This is a genomic window from Neisseria cinerea (assembly GCF_900475315.1).
In the GTDB taxonomy this organism is placed as follows: Bacteria; Pseudomonadota; Gammaproteobacteria; order Burkholderiales; family Neisseriaceae; genus Neisseria; species Neisseria cinerea.
Genome location: NZ_LS483369.1, coordinates 1705422 through 1725794, shown reverse-complemented (window position 1 = coordinate 1725794; position 20373 = coordinate 1705422). Strand labels below are relative to the sequence as shown.

Here is a 20373-nt window from a genome sequence, read left to right as displayed (position 1 = left end):
GTCGGCATGTGAACACCCAATCAAACCACCATATTGCAGATGGACAAAAATAAGGCGCCTACCTTAGGCGGAAGATAACGGCTTCGCTGATCAGGCAACAGCCGGATACAGGGCGTTTTATAACGCCGAAACCACACCGGCAAACAGATTCTCACCTGTAATCCGTTAATCTTGATGATTAAAAAATCTTTACAGCCGAATTACCCGACATATCAACGCATCTATCATTAAAAATCAACTTCCTCCCAATGGCACAGCCTCCAAAATTTACATAAAATAACCCCCCCCCCCGCATAATTCCCTCTATGTAAACCCCATATTTTTCAAGTATCATATTACGGTTTTTCATGACAATTCATTAACCTCTACAAGGACTTTAACGATGAATAAGATTTTCAAGGTCATCTGGAATCATACAACCCAAACTTGGACTGCTGTGGATGAATTAGCGTCCGTAAAAGGTAAATCAAAATCTGTAAAATTAGCCGCAATTTCTACCGCACTTTTAGTTGCTGCTAGTGGCGTTGAGGCTGCGAATGTAGTAAGTGAAGCAGGTGAGTTGGGGCAGTTATCAATTGCAACAAATAAAGTAACAAACCAATTTTTTGGAAATAAAAGATATCAAGATGAAACTGGTTTAAGTAACAATGTCGCAGGGGCAAAGGTAAATGCTTATGATGGTATTGCAATTGGTAATGGGGCCGTTTCTGGTTCGCCAAGTGGTACAGGTGGGAATGGTCATGTTGCGATTGGTTTAATGGCGCAGGCAAGTGCCGGTGGCGCAAATGGTCAGAATGCGGCTGTTGCATTAGGTGCTTATTCATTAGCAACAGGTCAAGGTGGTACAGCTATAGGGGCTCATTCGGTTGCCGATGCATTAAATTCAACTGCTTTAGGTAAAGTAGCAAAAGCAAATGGAGATGGCTCAACAGCGGTAGGTACGAGTACAAGGGCTGAGTGGCAAGGTACAGCATTGGGTAATACGGCTGAAGCTTTGGGTTTTTATGCAACATCAATTGGTGTAAATTCTAAAGCTAATTCCCATTCATCAACTTCAATTGGTAAAGCGGCTGTTGTTTCAGGCAAAAATGCTATCGGCGTGGGTACAGAAACTAAAGTAAATGGAGAAGGAACAGTCGCTGTTGGTAGTGGCACAAATGTATCAAGTAAAAATGTATCGACTCTAGGTTCTAATATAACAGTGCCCGCAGGTCGTGATGGCGCAGTTGTGTTAGGCCATGGCAGTGATGCTGGTAAGGATACAGATGTTATTGCGGTACACTCTGCAAAAATTGGCGATCAATCAAAGTTAACTTATACTGGTTTCGCTGGTGATTTGGGCGGAACGAATAACAAAGGGAAAAATAAACCTGCTGCAAGCGATAAGCAAGGTAACTTTGTTTCTATTGGTTCAGAGGATAATGAGCGCCAAATTAAACATGTCGCCGCTGGCCGAATAACAGCAGACTCAACTGATGCGTTAAATGGTTCTCAACTTTATAGCGTTGCAAAAACGTTAGGTAATGCAGCAGAAGGGCTTGCTGACACCTTAGGTGTAGATTTGAATGAAGATGGAACTGTAAAAAATAAATTCTCACAACCATTAACAGTTGCTGAAGGTAGCAATTATACTGCACCTCCTGCTGCAGGAGATGTAAAGACTGCACTTACTAATTTAAATAATTATGTTAATGCTGGTTGGAACATTACTGCATCTGGTAATGACTATAAGAATAATGTGTCAGTTGGACATACTGTTAACTTTGTTGGTTTAGGTAATGTAGATGTAGATGGCGTTAATGAAGAAAATGGCGTACGCACTATAAACATTTCGTCTGACTCGCCTATTGACTACGCAACCACAAAAGCCGAAGTAGATGGCAATGAAGTTGATGTAGTTAAAGCGAATGATGGTAAGTGGTATCCAAAAGATAAAGTGGATGAAGACAATAATCCTAAAGAGGGCGCTGCACCAATTCCATCATCAGAAATACTGAAGAAAGGCGCTAAATTAACAGACTCTGATACGGAGAATAATCCGTATGAGAAAGGTAATTCCTATACCTATGATAAGGACGGCAATATTACTGCCACTGGTTATGATAAAACTAAACCAGAATCTAAGGATGAGATTACCGCAGGGAAAAATGGTGTTCAGTTAAATAATGTGGGCTGGGCTACACAACCAGATCAAGCTGTAAATAAAGATCAGTTAGATCAAACTGTGAATAAATCTGGTTTCTATGTTCAGCAAAATGGTAAGTCTACTTTAGATGCTAAAACCGACTCTGATAAGGTATCAGACACCGAAAAAGTAACGCCAAACGATGTAGTTAACTTTGTAAACGGTAACGGTACCGTGATTAAAGCAGTAACTACACGTGATGCTAACGGCGTGGATACCACAAACGTAACGTTCAATGTCGATATGGCAGAAATAACGCCAGAAAGTGATGGTTCGGTAAACGGTCCGGTTTCTCAAGATTTGTTAGATGCATTAGATGCAGCTCAAGCAAAAGTTGATGAAAATCCCGATGATGAGGAAGCGAAAAAAGCATTAGAAGCTGCACAAGATGCAGTGAATAAAGCTGGCGGCAATAAAGTTGCTAACGCCCAAAACGTTGCGGATATGATTAACTCATCCGGCTTTACGCTGAAAACTTCTGCAACTGCTGATGGTAAGAAAGATGATGCATCAACCGGTGATGAAATCATCAACCCGGGTAAAACCGTTGAAATGGTGGCAGGTAAAAACTTAACCGTGAAACAAGAAGCGAACGGTAAAGTGACCTATTCGATGAAAGACGATGTTGAGTTCACTTCTGTGAAAGTCGGCGAAGACAAAGACGGTAAAAAACCGGTGAACTTCACAACAGAGAAAGCAACAGATGCCTCTAACAACGATCCGGCAAATAAACCGACAACCGCGTTGAATGTTTCTTCTTCAGACGGCAAACCGACCCAGATTACGGGTGTGGGTTCTACCCTGAACGTGAAACCTGTGGATACCAACACAAACGGTACGCCGACAGCCGATGCAGACAAACCTAAACTGGTTGACTTAGTAGGTACAGACGCCGCACCGGTGAACAAAAACGCTGCTGCAACCGTAGGCGACCTGCAAAATATGGGTTGGGTAGTTTCATCTGATAAAGCAACCGATGCAACAGGCGAATATAAAGATGTAGTGAAAAACGCTAACGAAGTGCAATTCGTCGGCAAAAACGCAGCCAAAGTATCGGGCAAAACCGTGAACGGCGTGCGCACTATTACCGTTGATGTGGAAGCGCCATCTGTTGAAACTGCCAAAATCACTAAAAATACCGACGGTTCGGTGGCTGCTCCTGTTGCGGCAGATGAAGCGAAGAAACTTGCTGATGATCTGAAGAAAGCTGAACAGGCAGTGAAAGATTTGCCTGCGGATGCAACTGAAGATAAGAAAGCAGAAGCACAAAAAGCATTGAAAGATGCCCAAGCTGCGGCAGCTCCGTTGAACAAAGTGGCAACTGCCCAAAACGTTGCGGATATGATTAACTCATCCGGCTTTACGCTGAAGACTTCTGCAACTGCCGACGGTAAGAAAGAATCCGGCGACGATGAAATCATCAACCCGGGTAAAACCGTTGAAATGATTGCAGGTAAAAACTTAACCGTGAAACAAGAAGCGAACGGTAAAGTGACCTATGCAACCAAAGACGATGTGTCATTCAATACTGTTAATGTGGGTAGTGACAATACCTATGTTGATGCAGACGGTAAGCCTGTAACCAAAAATGCAGACGGTACTTACACTGATTCTAAAGGTCAGCCAATTGAAGAAGGTAAAGTGACCAAGCTGGCACCAGTTGCGATGAAGGCTGAGAAAGCCAAACCTGCAACGAATAACGGCAATAAAGCGGAAGATCAACCGACGACTGCGCTGAATGTCTCTTCTTCAGACGGCAAACCGACCCAGATTACGGGTGTAGGTTCTACTCTGAACGTGAAACCTGTGGATACCAACACAAACGGTACGCCGACAGCGGAAGCTAAACGTCCAAACTTAGTGGATTTAGTCGGTACAGATGAAGCACCTGTAAACAAAAACGCTGCTGCAACCGTAGGCGACCTGCAAAATATGGGTTGGGTAGTATCAACCGAAAAAGGCAACGGTTATAAAGACGTTGTGAAGAACGCCAACCAAGTGGAGTTCAAAGGCACAGGTCTGGCTACCGTTACAGGTGAAACTAAAGACGGTATCCGCACCATTACTGTGAACGTGGATGCACAAAAAGCTGTTGAAGCGATACAAACTCCGGTAGTTTACACCAACAAGGATGGTAACAAGCTGGTTAAAGTCGGCGATAAATTCTATAAAGCCGGTGATGTTGTAAACGGCAAACCGCAAGAAAATGCCAAAGCAGTACCGAACGGTGATGTGATTGCCTCCATGAGCAATGGCGACAACAACACAAGCAAACCTATGCAGTTGGCAAACGTCGGCAGCAACCTGCCGACGGTGAACGATACCAACAAACAGGCATTCGACCCGAACAGCACAACGCCTAAAGCCGGTAAAGACAACAAGTCTGCGCCGATTACGGCCAAAGAAGCTGCCGATATCGTCAATAAAGCCGGTAACAATGCGGCAACCGTTTCCGACGTGTTGAATGCGGGTTGGAATCTGCAAAACAACGGCGAAGCCCGCGACTTTGTGAAACCGTACGATACGGTAAACTTTGTCAACGGCAAAGGCACAAAAGCAGTTGTTGAAACAGCCGACAACCTGACCAGCACCGTGAAGTTTGATGTGGATGCGGGTGAAATTACTGCGGATGAAACCAAGCCTGGTGCGGTAAAAGGTCCTAACACAACAGGAAAAACCCCGGCAGAATTAGCGAAAAACTTAGCAGATGCTCAAAAAGCAGTAGATGATTTAGCGAAAGATCCATCTGCTACAGAAGATGCTAAACAAAAAGCTCAAGATGCCCTTAAAGCAGCCCAAGATGCGGCAGCTCCGTTGAACAAAGTGGCAACTGCTCAAAACGTTGCGGATATGATTAACGCATCTGGCTTTACGCTGAAAACTTCAGCAACTGCTGATGGTAAGAAAGATGCTGCATCAACCGGTGACGAAGTCATCAACCCGGGCAAAGCTGTTGAAATGGTGGCAGGTAAAAACTTAACCGTGAAACAAGAAGCGAACGGTAAAGTGACCTATGCAACCAAAGACGATGTTCAATTCAACAGCGTACAGCTTGGTGGGGATAACGGTCCTAAATTAACTAACAACGGTAACGATCTGAAAGTATCCGGCAGTAACGGAACTCCGGTCAAAATTACCAACGTCGCAGACGGAAACATTAGCGCAGATTCTAAAGATGCGGTTAACGGCGGCCAGCTGCACGCGACCAACCAAAGCATCAACCGACTGGGCGACACCGTCAACAACATCGGCGGCAACGTTACCCGACTGAGCGACAAAGTGGACAACATGGATCGCGACTACCGCGCAGGTATTGCGGGCAGCAACGCCGCAGCCAGCCTGCCGCAGGTTTACCTGCCGGGCAAATCCATGGTTGCCGCAGCAGCAGGCACGTTCAAGGGTCAAAACGCCCTGGCTGTCGGCTACTCAAGCATCAGCGACAACGGCAAACTGATTTGGAAAGCGCAAGCCAACCTCAACAGCCGTGCAGATGTCGGCGTAGGCGTAGGCATGGGTTACCTTTGGTAATCTGTTTAGCCTTACACAAAGCCCTTCGGATTTCCGAAGGGCTTTTTTTCAGATAAAACATTTGCACAATTGCAACACAAAGAAACCTTACAATATACAGCCCGTATGCCGAACCCGGCCTCGACCCCACTCCTCCGAATGCCCTCTCCGCTTCAACCTCAGCCAAGCGGTACAAAACAAAACATTACAAAACAAGATATTAAATATCAACCGAGCCAAATCTACCCGCCCACCCAAACCGATGCCGTCTGAAACCTCCACCGGCAGACAACATACCCACTCCCCGCCACACAACACTAGAGCTAAGACTCCATTGTAAAATAAGGCAATATTACATCAATTTCTAAAACACCGTCGGCTCTTTGTTATAATGTAGAGTTGACTTTTTCCCGTTTTTTTCCGAAAACACAGCACATGGTTTGTCCCAAGCTTACAAACCGTATGAGCAAGGGCGAATATGCAAAAACCGCATACAGCCGCTCAGTACCCAAAAGGTACGCCTGCCGCCCCTATCGATTCGGAATAGCGGATTGACTATCTTAAACACATTTTAAAGGGTTATATTATGAATAAAGTATTCCGCGTGATTTGGAGCCAGGCAACCCAATCTTGGGTGGCGGTATCCGAGTTAACCAAAGCGCACAAAAAACAAAGCTCATCCAATAAACAAAAAAGTGCTGACGGTTTTTCGGGAAAAGTAATCAAATACTCAGCCATCGCATTGTCGCTATTAAGCAGCCATTCGGTCTATGCTGCCTCAGCAGGCAATACAGCGGGGGAAGGTCAAAATACCAGTGTCGCTTGGGGGGCATCGTCAAATGCTTCAGGAAATAATGCAGTAGCGCTAGGTAGAAAAGCACAAGCCACAGGGGATAGTGCAATTGCAGTAGGAATTGACGCGCAAGCATCAGGGAATTTGTCAGAGGCAATCGGTGTTACATCTAAAGCGACCGGTGAGAAATCAGTAGCAATCGGATATCAAGGTAAAGCAACAGGCAAAGAGACTGTTGCTATCGGTAATAATGCAAATGCATCAAATGAATCTAGCGTTGCCTTAGGGAGCAATACAACCTCAACGAATAAATACACCACAGCGGTCGGCGGAACAGCTTTTGCTAATCAAGAAGGAGCTACAGCTTTAGGATATGGGGCTAGAGCTACTGCTACAAATACAATTGCTATAGGTAATTTAGCGAAAGCAGAAAAATTAGGAGTCATAGCATTAGGCTCGACAGCAGCTGCAACTGGAGACGATACAATAGCAATCGGTAACTCAGCAACTGCCAAAAAAAATGGGGATATCATTCTTGGTAAGGACGCAAAAAGCCGCGATGAAGGTGGCGGACGTAGTATTGCTATCGGTCAAAAGGCAACTGCGGGTAGTAATAGAAATGGCTTCGTACAAGATGATAAAAGTACAGGGCTACGGGGTGATGACGGTAGCGTGGCTATTGGTACGAATGCCTATACAGGACTTAATAAAAATAATACTGCCGTTAACAATTCAGTCGCACTCGGTGCCGGCGCGGGTGTAGGGTATCGCTCTGTGGATACTGATGGAAAACCTCTTGGCGTTGGTACGGATGCGGATGATAACGATAAGGTATTGGTCAAAGCCTTTGGCGGCACTACAAGTACATTAAATTATTTTCAAAACTCAGGAAAGGCTAATTCAGAAGGATTCTTCTCTTTCCAAAATGTAGATATTAATGAAGGTACCGCACTAGGCCGTAACACCCGTGCTATGGGTGACCAATCGGTAGCCATTGGTGCGCAATCCGTAGCAGGTCAAGGTTCTATCGTTATCGGTGGTAATGATATTCAAGCCTATGACGGAAAGAAATATTTTAAAGCCGCGAATCCTAATAGCGGAGATGCCAAAGGCGTAAATGATTTTAATGCTGAGACAACGCCTGGCACAGGAAAAAATGGTCAGCCTATTACGATTACCGCTAAATATAAGGAGCTTGTAGGCGCAGAATTAGATAGAGCCTATCGTGCCAGCTATGGTCAAGATGGTTCTACCGTAATCGGTATGCAGGCCCACTCTACCACCCCGTTGGGCGTGGCGATTGGTACAAACGCCATCGTTCGAAAAGGTGCTTTTGGTGCGACAGCCATTGGTTCCGGTGCATCAGTAGTAGCGAATGCAGAGGCTGCAGTCGCCATCGGTATGGGCGCGGAAGCTCAGGGCAATTACGCCGTAGCTGCCGGTACGGCTGCCCGTGCACAAGAAAGTGCGGTGGCTGCAGGTTATCAGGCAAATGCTGATAAATCTGCGGTAGCTGTCGGCGATAGTTCTAAGGCGACAACCTCTTCTGTTGCTGTCGGTCAGTTGGCACAAGCAACGAAAGAAGCTGATATCGCAGTTGGTCAAGGAGCAAAAGCGTCAGGTAATGAAGGTGCAATTGCCATGGGCTTGGGTACCAATGCACAAGGCGATTCCTCTATTATGATTGGCGGCTCGAATATTTCATCGGCTGCTGGTCAAAGAACAGAGTTTGAAGAAGCAACGGGTGGCATAACCGCTAAAAGCGTAACCGAGAAAATTAACGGTAAAGACGTTACCCGTAATTATACTTTTGCTGAAACAAGAACGACTCAAGGAACCATCGCTCAGGCATATAAAGAACTAACAGGCCTCAATATGGATGTATCCACCCTTGACTTTGCTGATGCGAAAAATAAAAACGGCCATGCTTCAACTTCTTTGGGTGTTCATGCATTATCAAAAGGAAATTTGGCAACGGCCATCGGTGCGAGTGCACGGGCTGATGCTATCGGTTCTCTGGCATTAGGTACCGGGGCACATGCGACTAAACAAAATGCGGTAGCAATCGGTACAGGCTCCACAACTGAGTTGGTGGGTACACGCCAATTAAGCGTGAACTACGACAGCGACGGCAATATTGTTTCCGATAACGACAAAGACAAGATTGCTTACACATTTAAATGGGCGGGCGGTACCAATACCGCTGAAGGCGACGTCGTATCCTTCGGTAGCTCAGGTGCAGAACGTCAATTGAAAAACGTGGCAGCCGGTCGCGTGGCAGAAGACTCTACCGATGCAATCAACGGCTCCCAGTTGAACTCCATCACTAAAAAAATTGCAGCAGGTTTTAACACAAGCGGTAATGTGGTAACGGGATCTTCAGGCGAATTCACATCTAAAAAAGCGAATACCGCCTCTACAAAAGCCGATTATGAGACTTCTATCCGTTCGGAAGACAAAGTCCAATTCCAAGTCGGCAACAACTTGAAATTAGACCGTGATGAAACTGAAGGCGAAATTGATGTTCCGGATGATTTTGATAAAACCAAAACAGTTAAAAAGAAAATCAGAAAAGCCGATTTTGCCTACAGCCTGAATCCTGTATTAACCAACCTGACCAGTGCAGAGTTTAAAGGCACAGATGCAAATGCGCCGACAACCAAGCTGACTAATGCAGGCGTAACCATTACTCCGGAAACCTCTACAGGTAAGAAACCCGTTTCATTGACTGAAAACGGCTTAGACAACGGCGGTAATCCGATTACCAATGTAGCCGGCAATCTTGACGGTGCAAAAGCAAATACAACTGCGCCGACAACTAAAGCAGACAAACCGGCTAATGCAGACACTATTAAAAACAACGCTGCAACCGTGGGCGATGTGTTGAATGCAGGCTGGAACTTGCAAGAAAAAGGTACGGCAAAAGATTTTGTTACCGCTTATGACACCGTTAATTTTGTTGACGGAGACGGCACAAGTGTATCTGTTACTACAAATACAGACGGCAAAACCAGCACAATCAAATACAGTGCAAACCTTGGCGATGGTTTGGAAAAAACCAACGACAATAAAATCAAGGTAAAAGCAGCAGATAAGTCTTTAGAAGTAACAAATGAAGGCGTTAAAGTAAAAGCTGCCGACAACACCCTTACAACCGATGACAAGGGTTTAAAAGTTAATACCGGCAACATCACTGCCTCATCTGTACCAACCGTAGCCGATGCCGATAAAGACAAAATCGCTACAGTAGGCAACGTGGCAGAGGCAATTAAAGCAGCTGCTTGGAATGCAACTTCTGCCGCAACGGCAAACGGCGAAAATATCGGTAAGACAGTACAGCCAGTTAAAGCAGGCGATACGGTAACCTTCGAAGCGGATAAAAATATCAAGATTACCCAAGAGGCGGGTAAATTCACGTTTGCTACGAAAGAAAATGTGATATTCAATACCGTACAAGTAGGTGGAGATCAAGGTCCTAAATTGAGTAAATCCGATGCGGGAGATCTGAAAGTATCTGGTCCTAATGGTACAGATCCAGTAAAAGTTACGAATGTAAAAGATGGAGATATTTCTGCAGATTCCAAAGATGCTATTAACGGTAGTCAATTCCATAAACTGGCGAATAATACAATTCAATTAAAAGGCCAAACAGGTGATAAGACCGCTACAGAAACTAAAAAACAAGAGTTAAATAAAGAAAATGGCATTACGTTCACTGTTAAATCTAGCGATGGTAACTTATTAGAGGTAACAGCAGCTGATGATACGATTACATTAAAACCAAAAACAGCGACCCTTACAACAGGAGCTGATGGCGTGCCAACAGCGGATACGACAAATGGCAAATTGGTTACTGCTGATCAATTAGTGAATACCTTAACAGAAATGGGTTGGAAAGCGACAGCAGATAAAGATGGCTCTGGCACTGTGTCTGGTGCTGCTACAGAGTTGATCAAAGCAGGTAATACAGTAACTTTCAAAGCTGGTGATAATTTAGCCGTTAAACAAGATGGTAAAAACTTTATCTATTCTTTACAAAAAGAATTAACTGGTCTAACAAGTGCTGAATTTAAAAACCAAGCTGGTGACAAAACTGTAATCAACAGTGATGGCATAAAAATCACTCCAAAAAATGCATCAGAAAAACCAGTATCTTTGACAAAAGATGGCTTAGATAATGGTGGAAAAACAGTTAAAAATGTTACATCTGGTTTGACGAATTATGCAGAAGGAACGCCAAAAGCAGGTCTTGTAGACTTAAGCAAACCAACTGCAGGAAATCCAACTGTTCCTGATACTACAGCAGCTACTGTAGGCGATTTACGTAATATGGGTTGGGTTGTATCTTCTGATAAAACAACAGATGGAAATGGTGCTTACTCCGAACAAGTTAAGAATGCGGACGAAGTGAAATTCGTCGGTAAAAACGCAGCCAAAGTATCGGGTAAAACCGAGAACGGCGTGCGCACTATTACTGTTGATGTAGAAGTGCCTGATGTTAAAACAGCCGAGCTGGTTTCAAGCAAAGACGGTTCTGTTATTGCGCCGTCAACTAATCCTGAGCTTCAAAAAGCATTAAAAGATGCAAAAGATGCTTTAGCTGCATTGCCTAAAGACGCGACACCTGAGCAGAAAGAAGCGGCTAAGAATAAAGTTAAAGATGCTGAAACCGCATTAAATAAGGCAGTAGATGACAAAGGCGTTGCTACGGCTAAAAATGTTGCGGATATGATCAACAACTCCGGCTTTACGCTGAAGACTTCTGCAACCGCCGACGGTAAGAAAGAATCCGGCGACGATGAAGTCATCAACCCGGGCAAAGCCGTTGAAATGGTGGCAGGTAAAAACTTAACCGTGAAACAAGAAGCTAACGGTAAAGTGACCTATTCAACCAAAGACAACGTTGAATTCACTTCTGTGAAAGTGGGTGATACCCAAAACGGTAAAGCACCGGTTAACTTCACGACCGAAGCCGCCAAACCTGCAAGCAACAACGGAACAGACAAAACACCGATAACGGCGTTGAACGTCTCTTCAGACGGCAAACCGACCCAGATTACAGGTGTGGGTTCTACTCTGAACGTGAAACCTGTGGGTACGAATCCAAATGGTACACCAACAGAGGAAGCTGCTCGTCCAAACTTAGTGGATTTAGTCGGTACAACTGAAGCACCTGTAAACAAAAATGCGGCTGCAACAGTAGGCGATCTACAAAATATGGGTTGGGTGGTATCAACGAAAGACGGCAATGGTTACACTGATGTTGTGAAGAATGCAAACCAAGTAGACTTTGTGGGTAAAAATGGCATTACAGTGACAGGCGAAACTGGCACCGATGGCGTTCGCACCATTACCGTTGAGGCAGCACAAACTCCTGTGGTTTATACCAATAAGGACGGTGACAAGCTGGTTAAAGTTGGCGATAAATTCTATAAAGCCGGTGATGTTGTAAACGGCAAACCGAAAGATGGTGCACCAGAAGTACCGAACGGTGACGTGATTGCCTCCATGAACAATGGCGACAACAACACTGCAAACAACCCTATGCACTTGTCAAACATCGGTAGCAACTTGCCGACGGTGAACGATACCAACAAACAGGCATTTGACCCGAACAGCACAACGCCAAAAGCTGACAAAAACAACAAGTCTGCGCCGATGACGGCAGCTGAAGCAGCTGAGTTGTTGAATCCGAAGAGCGATAAATTTGCTGGTAACAATGCGGCAACCGTTTCCGACGTGTTGAATGCGGGTTGGAACTTGCAAGGTAACGGACAAGCGGTTGATTTTGTGAAACCTTTCGACACCGTAAACTTTGTAAACGGCAAAGGCACAACAGCAGTTGTTGAAACAGCAGACAACCTGACCAGCACCGTGAAGTTTGATGTGGATGCGGGCGAAATTACTGCAGATGAAACCAAACCTGGTGCGGTAAAAGGCCCTGTTACTGCGGATGAAGCTAAGAAACTGGCAGATGATCTGAAGAAAGCCGAACAGGCAGTGAAAGATTTGCCTGCGGATGCGACTGAAGATAAGAAAGCAGAAGCGCAAAAAGCATTGAAAAATGCCCAAGATGCGGCAGCTCCGTTGAACAAAGTGGCAACCGCCCAAAACGTTGCGGATATGATTAACGCATCCGGCTTTACGCTGAAAACTTCTAACGTGGATGGTGGTGAGAAAGTTTCAGGTGACGATGAAGTCATCAATCCGGGCAAAGCCGTTGAAATGATTGCAGGTAAAAACTTAACCGTGAAACAAGAAGCGAACGGTAAAGTGACCTATGCAACCAAAGACGATGTGGCGTTCAACACAGTTAAATTAGGTGATGCTAAAGATGGTAAAGCGCCAGTTAATATGAAGACTGAAGCGGCTAAACCTGCAACAAACAACGGTGCTGATCAACCAACAACAGCATTGAACTTTACATCTGGCGAAGGTGACAACGCGAAACCAACGCAATTGACAGGCGTGGGTTCAACCTTGAATACTCAAGATATCGCTACTGCACCACAAGGTAAAGACAATACCAACAAACCGAATGTGTCTTTGGTTAATTTGGTAGGTACCAAAGATGCACCGGTGAATAAAAACGCTGCTGCAACCGTAGGCGATCTACAAAATATGGGTTGGGTTGTATCAACCAAAGACGGCAACGGCTATACCGATGTTGTGAAGAACGCTAACCAAGTGGACTTCAAAGGCACAGGTTTGGCTACCGTTACGGGTGAAACCGATAAAGACGGTATCCGCACCATTACCGTGAACGTGGATGCACAAAAAACCGTTGAAGCGGCACAAACTCCGGTGGTTTATACCAATAAGGACGGTGACAAGCTGGTTAAAGTCGGCGATAAATTCTATAAAGCCGATGACGTTGAAAACGGTAAACCGAAAGACAATGCCCAAGAAGTACCGAACGGTGACGTGATTGCCTCCATGAACAATGGCGACAACAAAACAAACAAACCTATGCAGTTGGCAAACATCGGCAGCAACCTGCCGACGGTGAACGATACCAACAAACAGGCATTTGACCCGAACAGCACAACGCCTAAAGCCGGTAAAGACAACAAGTCTGCGCCGATTACAGCTAAAGAAGCTGCAGATATCGTCAATAACGCCGGTAACAATGCGGCAACGGTTTCTGACGTGTTGAATGCGGGTTGGAACCTGCAAAATAACGGCGAAGCCCGTGACTTTGTGAAACCGTACGATACTGTGAACTTCATCAACGGCAAAGGTACCGTCGCTGTAGTGGAAACTGCAGACGATGCGGCCAGCAGCACCGTGAAGTTTGATGTGGATGCGGGTGAAATTACCAGCAATACAAATGGTTCGGTAAATGGTCCAACGACAGCAGAGAACGCGAAGAAACTTGCAGATGATCTGAAGAAAGCCGAACAGGCAGTGAAAGATTTGCCTGCGGATGCGACTGAAGATAAGAAAGCAAAAGCGCAAAAAGCATTGAAAGATGCTCAAGCTGCGGCAGCTCCGTTGAACAAAGTGGCAACTGCCCAAAACGTTGCGGATATGATTAACGCATCCGGCTTTACGCTGAAAACATCTAAAGTTGAAGGCGGAGAAAAAGACGCTACATCTACTGGTGATGAAGTTATCAACCCGGGCAAAGCGGTTGAAATGATTGCAGGTAAAAACTTAACCGTGAAACAAGAAGCGAACGGTAAAGTGACCTATTCGACCAAAGATGATGTGTCATTCAATACGGTAAATGTGGGTGACAATACTTATGTCGATGCAGACGGTAAGCCTGTAACCAAAAATGCAGACGGTACTTACACTGATTCTAAAGGTCAGCCAATTGAAGAAGGTAAAGTGACCAAGCTGGCACCAGTTGCGATGAAGGCTGAGAAAGCCAAACCTGCAACGAATAACGGCAATAAAGCGGAAGACCAACCGACGACTGCGCTGAATGTCTCTTCTTCAGACGGCAAACCGACCCAGATTACAGGTGTGGGCTCTACCCTGAACGTGAAACCTGTGGATACCAATCCGAACGGTAAGGCAACAACGGGTGATGCGCGTCCTAACCTGGTTGACTTAGTGGGTACCAAAGATGCACCGGTAAATAAAAACGCTGCTGCAACCGTAGGCGATCTACAAAATATGGGTTGGGTTGTATCAACCAAAGACGGCAACGGCTATACCGATGTTGTGAAGAACGCTAACCAAGTGGACTTCAAAGGCACAGGTTTGGCTACCGTTACGGGTGAAACCGATAAAGACGGTATCCGCACCATTACCGTGAACGTGGATGCACAAAAAACCGTTGAAGCGGCACAAACTCCGGTGGTTTATACCAATAAGGACGGTGACAAGCTGGTTAAAGTCGGCGATAAATTCTATAAAGCCGATGACGTTGAAAACGGTAAACCGAAAGACAATGCCCAAGAAGTACCGAACGGTGACGTGATTGCCTCCATGAACAATGGCGACAACAAAACAAACAAACCTATGCAGTTGGCAAACATCGGCAGCAACCTGCCGACGGTGAACGATACCAACAAACAGGCATTTGACCCGAACAGCACAACGCCTAAAGCCGGTAAAGACAACAAGTCTGCGCCGATTACAGCTAAAGAAGCTGCAGATATCGTCAATAACGCCGGTAACAATGCGGCAACGGTTTCTGACGTGTTGAATGCGGGTTGGAACCTGCAAAATAACGGCGAAGCCCGTGACTTTGTGAAACCGTACGATACTGTGAACTTCATCAACGGCAAAGGTACCGTCGCTGTAGTGGAAACTGCAGACGATGCGGCCAGCAGCACCGTGAAGTTTGATGTGGATGCGGGTGAAATTACCAGCAATACAAATGGTTCGGTAAATGGTCCAACGACAGCAGAGAACGCGAAGAAACTTGCAGATGATCTGAAGAAAGCCGAACAGGCAGTGAAAGATTTGCCTGCGGATGCGACTGAAGATAAGAAAGCAAAAGCGCAAAAAGCATTGAAAGATGCTCAAGCTGCGGCAGCTCCGTTGAACAAAGTGGCAACTGCCCAAAACGTTGCGGATATGATTAACGCATCCGGCTTTACGCTGAAAACATCTAAAGTTGAAGGCGGAGAAAAAGACGCTACATCTACTGGTGATGAAGTTATCAACCCGGGCAAAGCGGTTGAAATGATTGCAGGTAAAAACTTAACCGTGAAACAAGAAGCGAACGGTAAAGTGACCTATTCGACCAAAGATGATGTGTCATTCAATACGGTAAATGTGGGTGACAATACTTATGTCGATGCAGACGGTAAGCCTGTAACCAAAAATGCAGACGGTACTTACACTGATTCTAAAGGTCAGCCAATTGAAGAAGGTAAAGTGACCAAGCTGGCACCAGTTGCGATGAAGGCTGAGAAAGCCAAACCTGCAACGAATAACGGCAATAAAGCGGAAGACCAACCGACGACTGCGCTGAATGTCTCTTCTTCAGACGGCAAACCGACCCAGATTACAGGTGTGGGCTCTACCCTGAACGTGAAACCTGTGGATACCAATCCGAACGGTAAGGCAACAACGGGTGATGCGCGTCCTAACCTGGTTGACTTAGTGGGTACCAAAGATGCACCGGTAAATAAAAACGCTGCTGCAACCGTAGGCGACCTGCAAAATATGGGTTGGGTGGTATCGACCAAAGACGGCAACGGCTATAAAGATGTTGTGAAGAACGCCAACCAAGTGAACTTCAAAGGCGGTACCGGCATTTCCGTCAAAGGTGAGACGACAAAAGACGGCGTTCGTGAAATCACGATTAGCGTTAAAGATGGCGAGGTAATCAAACCGAATCAATTTACGGCTAAAGTCAATGGAACGGATACCCCGGTAACCAAAGTAGGAGACCAATATTACAATACGGCAGATATTGATCCGAAAACTGGCAATCCAAAAGCCGATGCAAACCCGGTAACTCCTGACACGGGTACGACCCCGACCAATGCGGGTGATGGTTACGTAACAGGTAATAAGGTAGCTGCTGCGATTCAAAAATCAGGCTTTGTAGTTGGTAAGCAGAAAGATGCTCTATCTGCGGCAGACTTCAAAGACGAAGATGAGAAAGTCAACCCTGACGACGAACTTCGTTTTGCAGACGGCAACAACACGAAAGTTAAGTTGGCGACGAAAGAGTCTGTTGATAAAGACGGCAATAAAGTAACCACAACGACGGTAAAAGTCGATGTGACTGGTTTGCCTGTCCAATATACGGATAAGAACGGTACGCCGGTAACTAAAGTGGGCGACAAATACTTTACCGTTGACGATAAAGGCAATCCGACTGCAACAGAAGTGAAGCCTGCAGATTTAACAACTAACATGGTTAATCCAGCGGCGGCACCGAATGTCATTGGCGCACCAACAACATTGGGTAATGTGAAATCTAATCTGCCGTCTGTAAATGACGCAGATAAGAATGCCAAAGATGTTGCGGGCAATCCGATTGCCGGTAAAGACAACAAGTCTGCGCCGATTACAGCCAAAGAAGCTGCGGATATCGCCAATAAAGCCGGTAACAATGCGGCAACCGTTTCCGACGTGTTGAATGCGGGTTGGAACCTGCAAAACAACGGAGAAGCCCGCGACTTTGTGAAACCGTACGATACCGTGAACTTCATCAACGGCAAAGGCACAAAAGCAGTTGTTGAAACAGCCGACAACCTGACCAGCACCGTGAAGTTTGATGTGGATGCGGGTGAAATTACTGCGGAAACCAAAGACGGTAAAGCTACGGGTAAAGTTGTAGGTCCGGTTCCTGCCGACAAAAAACCTGCAGATTTGCTTAAAGCGGTAGCTGACGCGCAAAAAGCGGTTGATGAGTTGGCAAAAGATGCAGCGGCAACTCCGGAAGCGAAAAAAGCTGCCCAAGATGCACTTAAAGCAGCCCAAGATGCGGCAGCTCCGTTGAACAAAGTGGCAACTGCCCAAAACGTTGCGGATATGATTAACGCATCCGGCTTTACGCTGAAAACTTCTGCAACTGCCGACGGTAAGAAAGAATCCGGCAATGATGAAATCATCAACCCGGGCAAAGCCGTTGAAATGGTGGCTGGTAAAAATCTGACTGTTACCCAAGACAAAAATGGCAAAGTCACTTACGCTACAGCCAACGATGTGAATTTCAACAGCCTGTCTCTCGGAACCTCGCAACATGCTCCGACTTTAAGTGCTGATGAAGATGGATCGCTGAGGCTTGGCAGCAAGGGTAATCAGGCACCCGTCCGTATATCTAATGTTGCTCCGGGTATAAAAGATGGTGATGCTGTGAATGTAAGTCAGCTCAAAGGCGTTACAAAAGATCTTGAAGATAAGATCGACGGTGTAGCAGCCGGCTCGAATGCTGCAGCATCCCTGCCTCAGGTCTACCTACCGGGTAAATCTATGGTTGCCGCATCAGTCGGCACCTACGGTTCTCAAGGTGCTTTGGCTGTTGGTTACTCCAGTATCAGCGATAATGGAAAATGGTTGATTAAAGGTCAAGTCAACGTCAATACTAAAGCCAAAACTGGTGGTGGTGTCGGCGTCGGCTACCTCTGGTAAACCAAGTTGAAAAACCTCCGTATTGTATTCAATACGGAGGTTTTTTATATGGCTTGTAGCGGATTGCAAAATATGATATCCCTACAAATATATCAAACTAACAATAAGTCGATATCTCTATCTGCCTCAAACTGAAAGCTAAATAAAACATCCTATTTAAATAAAAACCTGTGTTTAAATAATCAGTTGATTCCCATTTAGGTGGAAATCTATTCCATTGGATAAACGGCGTTTCATTCAACTGTTAGGGTTGTATCCACGGCATATTAAATACAGTCTAAAAGAATAAAACAATGCCGTCTGAATCTTCAGACGGCATTGTTTTTGAATTACCCTCTAAGGAACGTTACACCGCTCAACCTCGATTGCATAATCGCCGTTTTCATTGCAGATAATGCTTTCGGACGAACAAAGTTACGACGGTATGCCAACACGACCCGACGGCTCGGTGCAGTACCCTCAAAAGGAATGATACTGAAAAGCATATGATCATTTTCTGTCAGTGCAGTTGCTGGTAATACACTGATTGCCAGACCGCTTGCAACCATATGGCGAATCGTGTTAATCGAACTACCCTGTAATGTATTAGTCAAGCCCTGTATACGTTGTTTGGCAGCCAACTCGGAGCAACTTGACAACACTTGATCCCGCATACAATTTCCTTCCGTAAGCAACAAAACCTGTTCTTCTCCCAACATTTTAGATGACACAGCATCAAGCTCTTCAAACGGATGCCCCTTGGGAACAATGACGAAGAACGGTTCGTCATACAACGGTTCGGTAACGATACCTGGTTCCTGAAACGGCTCTGCTACGATAATTGCGTCAACATCTCCACGCTTAAGAGATTCAGTCAACGTATGCGTATAGTTCTCCTCCAACATCAGAGGCATCTTAGGTGCAGTACGACGCAGAGAAACAATCAACTTTGGTAACAGGTAGGGAGCAACTGTGAAAATTAATCCAAGTTTGAATGCCCCCTCCAGCTCATTCTGCTCTTCATTTGCCAAATGCCTTATAAGCTCCGCCTCCTCAAGCACTTTACGTGCCTGAGCAACGATGCGTTCCCCCGCCTCCGTCGTAATAATATCATTACTACTCCGGTCAAACAGGGAAACAGCAAGCTCCTCTTCCAGCTTCTTAATAGCAATGGATAAAGTGGGCTGACTGACAAAACAACGCCGTGCAGCGCGACCGAAGTGACGTTCCTGAGCAACTGCGACGATGTACCGTAATTCGGTCAAGGTCATGAACTATACCTTTTTCTGTTCAGGTAATGTAATGTTCAATTCCAGAACATCCACACCATCCTGCTTCTCTTGAGAAATACGGATATTATCCAAGGAAACATTCACATACTTAGACAAAACTTCCATCAATTCTTTACGCAGAGTCGGCAAATAATCGGGAGCCTGACCTTCTTGAGCACGCTCTTGGGCAATGATAATTTGAAGACGATCTCGTGCGACAGTTGCCGTTTTCTGCTTTCTACCAAATAAAAGATCAATTAATGACATACGTTAACCTCCAAACAGACGTTTGAAGAAGCCTTTTTTCTCAACTTCTAAGAAACGCATTTCACGATTTTCACCCAATAGACGGGCAATTACGTCCTTATAAGCTTCAGAAGCAACCACGCTGTCTTGATGAATAACAGGCTCACCTGAGTTAGAGGCCTGCAAAACGTTTTGCGATTCCGGAATCACACCAATCAAGGGAATACGCAAAATGTCACAAATATCCTGTACTGAAAGCATTTCACCTTTAGCTACACGTTCAGGCGAATAACGGGTAATCAACAAATGCTCCTTAACCGAACCACCTTGCTCTGCTTTACGTGATTTACTTTGTAGAATGCCTAAAATTCTGTCAGAGTCTCGAACACTGGAAACCTCCGGATTGGTCGTTACGATGGCTTCATCGGCAAAATACAATGCCATCAATGCACCTTGCTCAATACCGGCAGGAGAATCACAAATAATATATTCGAAACCCATTTTCTTACTACCCAACTCTTTCATGACCTTCTCTACACCCTCACGTGTCAAAGCATCTTTATCCCGAGTTTGGGAAGCAGGCAGAATAAACAAATTTTCACAGTTTTTATCTTTAATCAATGCCTGATTAAGTGTCGCCTCACCTTGAATGACATTAATGAGGTCATAAACGACACGCCGCTCACAGCCCATAATTAAGTCAAGATTACGTAAGCCAACATCAAAATCAATCACCGCAGTTTTGTATCCGCGCAATGCCAAACCTGTTGCAATACTGGCACTGGTAGTCGTTTTACCAACACCACCCTTACCAGAAGTTACTACAATAATTTTTGCCACAATAT

General features: G+C 45.3%; 5 protein-coding genes. 2 read left to right on the top strand and 3 right to left on the bottom strand.

The window, feature by feature from the left end; translation table 11 throughout:
• Positions 1-382 precede the first annotated feature (382 nt).
• Positions 383-5713: a YadA-like family protein gene (locus DQM57_RS08905; protein ID WP_111727536.1), complete on the top strand. Its 5331-nt coding sequence runs from the start codon at positions 383-385 to the stop codon at positions 5711-5713.
• 565 nt (positions 5714-6278) lie between these two features.
• A complete protein-coding gene (locus DQM57_RS09930) occupies positions 6279-18032 on the top strand; it encodes a YadA-like family protein (protein ID WP_111727535.1) in 11754 nt (3917 codons plus the stop codon).
• Positions 18033-18361: 329 nt separating this feature from the next.
• Here the strand turns inward: DQM57_RS09930 and oxyR are convergent, their stop codons facing one another.
• From oxyR to minD, 3 genes are read right to left on the bottom strand one after another with little or no spacing between them, the layout of a single operon-like run.
• On the bottom strand, positions 18362-19282 hold the full coding sequence (oxyR, locus tag DQM57_RS08895) for a LysR family transcriptional regulator OxyR (protein ID WP_003675922.1): 921 nt from the start codon (positions 19280-19282) through the stop codon (positions 18362-18364).
• 3 nt (positions 19283-19285) lie between these two features.
• Positions 19286-19549, bottom strand: a complete 264-nt coding sequence (gene minE / locus DQM57_RS08890) for a cell division topological specificity factor MinE (protein ID WP_003675921.1) — start codon at positions 19547-19549, stop codon at positions 19286-19288.
• Positions 19550-19552: 3 nt separating this feature from the next.
• Positions 19553-20368, bottom strand: coding sequence for a septum site-determining protein MinD (minD, locus tag DQM57_RS08885; RefSeq protein WP_039854081.1), 816 nt, complete (start codon positions 20366-20368; stop codon positions 19553-19555).
• Between the last annotated feature and the right edge of the window lie 5 nt (positions 20369-20373).

Excerpts from the sequence above, each read along its gene's own strand:
- DQM57_RS08905 (WP_111727536.1), top strand. The coding sequence starts at position 383 with ATGAATAAGATTTTCAAGGTCATCTGGAATCATACAACCCAAACTTGG.
- DQM57_RS09930 (WP_111727535.1), top strand. The coding sequence starts at position 6,279 with ATGAATAAAGTATTCCGCGTGATTTGGAGCCAGGCAACCCAATCTTGG.
- oxyR (WP_003675922.1), bottom strand. The coding sequence starts at position 19,282 with ATGACCTTGACCGAATTACGGTACATCGTCGCAGTTGCTCAGGAACGT.
- minE (WP_003675921.1), bottom strand. The coding sequence starts at position 19,549 with ATGTCATTAATTGATCTTTTATTTGGTAGAAAGCAGAAAACGGCAACT.